4 protein-coding genes are annotated in these 4,990 nt (G+C 41.1%); all 4 read left to right on the forward strand.

Annotated elements, in window-relative coordinates; translation table 11 throughout:
• Positions 1 to 1,398: UxaA family hydrolase (locus ACFVSH_RS22810; RefSeq protein ID WP_387707971.1), on the forward strand; the 1,398-nt coding region annotated here is incomplete at its 5' end.
• 44 nt (positions 1,399 to 1,442) lie between these two features.
• Positions 1,443 to 2,456: a zinc-binding alcohol dehydrogenase family protein gene (locus ACFVSH_RS22815; RefSeq protein WP_387599047.1), complete on the forward strand. Its 1,014-nt coding sequence runs from the start codon at positions 1,443 to 1,445 to the stop codon at positions 2,454 to 2,456.
• Between the two features lie 82 nt (positions 2,457 to 2,538).
• Positions 2,539 to 4,026 (forward strand): tagaturonate reductase, encoded by a 1,488-nt coding sequence (locus ACFVSH_RS22820; RefSeq protein ID WP_387707973.1) that lies wholly within the window; start codon positions 2,539 to 2,541, stop codon positions 4,024 to 4,026.
• 321 nt (positions 4,027 to 4,347) lie between these two features.
• Positions 4,348 to 4,990: TerC family protein (locus tag ACFVSH_RS22825; RefSeq protein ID WP_387707975.1), on the forward strand; the 643-nt coding region annotated here is incomplete at its 3' end.

A 4,990-nucleotide genomic window follows, 5' to 3' on the forward strand; every position in this document is an offset into this window, starting at 1 on the left:
GATATAAAGGCAAGTGATGACATTCCTAAAGGGCATAAAATGTTAGTGAAACCTGTAAAACGAGGGGAGGACGTAATCAAATTCGGTTACTCGATCGGAAAAGCAAAAGAAGATATTTCCATCGGCGATTGGGTTCACACCCATAATCTAGCATCCGGTTTGCAGGGTATATTGGATTATTCCTATCAACCTAGCAGTCAAAATACAAAAGAGCCTAGTCAAAATCATACCTTCCAAGGATATATCCGTGAAAATGGGGAAGTGGGTATCCGGAATGAAATCTGGATCATCAACACGGTTGGTTGCATCAATAAAACATGTGAAGTTCTCGCTAAAATGGGAAATGAGCAGTTTAAAGATCGGCAAATCGATGGGATTCATCACTTTTCCCACCCATACGGCTGTTCTCAATTGGGAGATGATTTGACCCATACACAGAAACTTTTGGCTGCCTTGGCTCAACATCCAAATGCAGCAGGAGTTTTAGTTGTAGGGTTAGGATGTGAGAACAATCAAATCGAAGCATTTAAAGATGTCATTGGTGAATTTCCTCCCGATCGCATTAAATTTTTAAAAGCCCAGGAGGTTCAAGATGAATTGGAGAGCGGCTTGCGTTTAATGGGAGAATTAGTGGAATATGCCGAAGGGTTCGTACGCAAGCCAGTACCGGTTTCAAAGTTGAAAATAGGCTTGAAATGCGGGGGTTCCGACGGTTTTTCAGGCATTACCGCTAATCCATTGGTTGGTGCTGTTTCCGACCTTATTGTAGCAAATGGAGGGACCACGATATTGACAGAGGTTCCTGAGATGTTTGGAGCGGAAACGATATTGATGAACAGGGCAAGAGATGAAGAAACCTTTAATAAAATCGTTGGCCTTATTAATGATTTTAAACAGTATTTCATTCGCCATGATCAGGAAATTTATGAAAACCCTTCACCCGGAAACAAGGAAGGCGGCATAAGTACGCTGGAGGAAAAATCACTTGGGTGCACGCAAAAAGGCGGCCATGCCACTGTAGTGGATGTTAGTCCATATGGTGAACGGGTAGTGAAGCATGGTTTGAATTTAATCAATTCTCCTGGAAATGACCTGATTTCGGTGACGGCTTTGGCAGCAGCGGGTGCACATATCGTTCTGTTCACTACGGGAAGGGGAACACCATTTGGCGGACCGGTGCCAACTGTGAAAATAGCAACGAATTCAGATTTAGCCAATCGTAAAAAACACTGGATTGATTATAATGCAGGGCAGTTGATTGAAGGTCGAAAGATCGAGGAATTAAAGGACGATTTATTCCAATACATTCTTGAACTTTCATCTGGTAAAAAGAAAACGAATAATGAAAAATTCGGTTTTAGAGAGATAAGCATTTTTAAAGAAGGCGTCATTCTCTAACAGGTGTACATATCTATTAAGTTATTAAAAAGGAGTGTTATTCAGTGAAAAGTATTGTTTGTGAACGACCTTTTGAATTTAAGATGATCGAGTCGGAAAAACCGGTTCCAAACTCAGGAGAAGCTTTGATTCGTGTGCGCCGCATAGGAATATGCGGTACGGATATTCATGCCTATGGGGGTAATCAACCCTTTTTTAGCTATCCTCGAATACTTGGACATGAATTATCCGGTTATATTGAATCCATACCGGAGAATGAATCCGGGCTGAATGTCGAGGATCAAGTATCGATCATCCCCTATATGGAATGTGGAAAATGCCTGGCTTGCAGGAGTGGAAAAACGAACTGCTGTACGGATATGAAAGTTTTGGGTGTACATGCTGAAGGCGGCATGAGTGAGTGGATGACGGTGCCTTATAATCATTTGGTGAGAACAGAAGGTCTTACACTTGACCAATCCGCAATGATAGAGCCTTTAAGTATAGGGGCTCACGCAGTTAGGCGCGCCGCTATTCATAAAGGGGAATTTGCACTGGTAATTGGTGCTGGTCCAATTGGCTTGGGAGTCATGGCATTCGCTAAAGAACAGGGTGCGAAGGTGATCGCAATGGATGTAAATGATGAACGCCTTGCGTTTGCTGGCAAATGGGCAAATGTCGATTATACTTTGAACGTTTTGGAAAATCCAATGGAGAAATTAGCCCAATTGACGAATGGAGATATGCCAAGCGTGGTATTTGATGCGACAGGTAATGCTAAGTCAATGATGGATTCATTTAAATATCCTGCTCACGGCGGAAGGTTGGTTTATGTTGGGTTAGTTAAAGCGGATATTTCCTTTAATGATCCTGAATTCCACAGTAAAGAGCTTACATTAATGGGAAGCCGCAATGCAACAAGGGATGACTTTGATTATGTCGTGAATACGCTGAAGAATGACAAGCTGGATATGGGCCAGTATATTACACACCGCACACATTTGGATGAAATGATCAATCAGTTTGAAGGGTGGTTAACTCCTGATGCAAAAGTAATAAAGGCTATTGTCGAAATATAAGCATTAGGTATGCTCCGTAACGGCGACCTCTTAAAACGCACTCTGAATTGGATATTTCAATGAGAAAAGGGGTTCTTTGATCATGAGTATAAATAAAAGTCAACTAAACAGTCTGAGTAAAGAGACAAAAGCTGTCCAATATTCACATATGATGGATTTTCCCATAAAAGTATTGCAGATTGGGGAGGGGAATTTTCTTCGAGGCTTCTTTGATTGGATGATTCATGAATGTAATAAACAAGGGCATTTTATGGGAAGTATTGCAGTTACTCAGCCTCGCCTCGCCGGAAAAAGGAAAATAGAGGAGGTGAAGCGGCAAGATGGACTGTATACATTAATGTTACGTGGTTTTCACCAAGGGGAGAAAGTGGAGCGAACAGAGATCATTTCCGTTTTTTCGAAGGTAATTGATCCATATGAAGAATGGGAGGATTTTTTAGCATTATCAGAAAATCCTGAATTGGAATTTGTAGTTTCCAACACGACTGAAGCAGGGCTCAAATACCAGCCGATTCCTTTGGAAGAAGGAAAGCCAATTGAATCTTTTCCAGGAAAACTGACTGCTTTTTTGCATCATCGTTATCTCCATTTCAAAGGAGATGCGAAAAAAGGACTGACCATGCTGCCATGTGAGCTTTTAGAGAGAAATGGTGATTCATTGAAGCAATGCGTTCTTAAGCATAGCAGGGATTGGGATTTACCAAAGTCATTCATGGAGTGGGTGGACCGGGACAACCTATTCCTAAACTCGCTTGTAGACCGTATCGTTACAGGGTTCCCAGCCAATGAGTCGGAAAAACTATTTACGGAATGGGGATATAAGGATACGCTGCTAAATACGGCAGAGCCATACCATTTATGGGTTATAGAAGGTGACCCTTGTATTGATCAACGTCTTCCTTTACAACAGGCAGGCTTAAATGTGCGTTGGGTAAAAGATTTAACACCTTATCAAAAGAGGAAGGTACGGATTCTTAATGGTTCTCATACCTTGATGGCTCCTTTAGGCATTTTATCTGGAATGGAAGAAGTAAAACAGGCAATCGATCATCCGGAATTCAACCAATTTCTGAGCAATGCCATCGAAAAGGAAATAATTCCTTCATTACCTTTTGATCAAAATGAGATGTTGTTATATGGGGAAAGTGTTCTGGAGCGATTTAAGAATCCTTTTGTACATCACCTCCTGGCCGATATTTCGCTGAATAGCATTTCGAAGTTCAAGGTCCGTCTCCTGCCTACCTTAGAGGAATATCATAAGAGGCAAGGCAGGCTGCCTCACTGTATCGTACGGGGTTTTTCAGGCATGATCCGATTTTACAAGGTTCACGAAGTGAAGGGGCGTTATATTGGTAAAAGCTTTGCGGGTAAAACCTATGTCGTTAAAGATGATATAAAGACCATTGAATTTTTCAAGGAACAATGGCTTCATTATGATAAGCAAGAAATCCCGCTTAGACAATTGATAGAGGCCACCTTAAGTAATCAATATCTATGGGGGAAGGATTTGAGCCATATCCCCAACCTAGGAAACGAAATATGCCAATATCTAGAAGGGATGATTGACTGAAATTATCCCTTGAAAGGATATGGGCAAGTTAAGTTCAGGAATCTTCTGCCTATCTCTATTTTTTTTCTTTATTTTATTTGTATTTTTGGTATACTGAATTAGTGATATTTTTTCTTGCTAGTTTCCTAATGGAAAGATAGTAAAAGAGTTACATATTCTTTATTCCCGTGAAGGGGAGTAGCGTCAGGGATAACCTGAAATAAAGTCGTCATTACGTGGGGAACCCACCGGCTTTATTGGCCTAATTCATTTAGTGCTTAGCGAGACCTTTGCCATTTATGGCAGAGGTCTCTTTATTTTTGTATAAAGGAGGAAATAGTGTTGGATTTTTTATCAGGTGAATTCATTTCAGGACTTTTAGCGATCATTATGATAGATTTGGTTCTAGCCGGTGATAATGCGATCCTTATTGGATTGGCTGCAAGAAAGCTTCCAAAAGATCAGCAAAAAAAGGTGATAATTTGGGGAGCGGTCGGGGCAATAGTGATAAGGATCATTGCAACGCTGCTGGTTGTCGTACTCTTAGAGGTGCCTGGTCTGCATTTAATAGGCGGATTACTTCTTGTATGGATTGCTTATAAACTTCTAATTGATGAAGAAGAACATGATTTGAAGCCTGCAGACTCGATGTGGGCTGCCATAAAAACGATCATTATTGCAGATGCTTTGATGGGATTGGATAATGTCCTGGCAGTTGCAGGTGCATCACATGGTAACTTCACTTTAGTGGTGATCGGTCTACTTGTTTCCATCCCAGTAGTGATGTATGGAAGCACTTTAATCCTGAAACTGATAGAACGTTTCCCATTCATCATTATAATTGGTGCGGGAATACTAGGCTGGACAGCTGCTAAAATGATTGTAGCTGAACCTTTCATGCTCGACTACTTTGCAAATCCCTTCATTAAATATGGATTTGAAGCGATAGTGGTGATTGGAATCCTGGTTGCCGGGACTTCAAGAC

Source organism: Peribacillus sp. NPDC058002 (genome assembly GCF_042886655.1).
Taxonomy (GTDB): Bacteria; Bacillota; Bacilli; order Bacillales; family DSM-1321; genus Peribacillus; species Peribacillus aracenensis.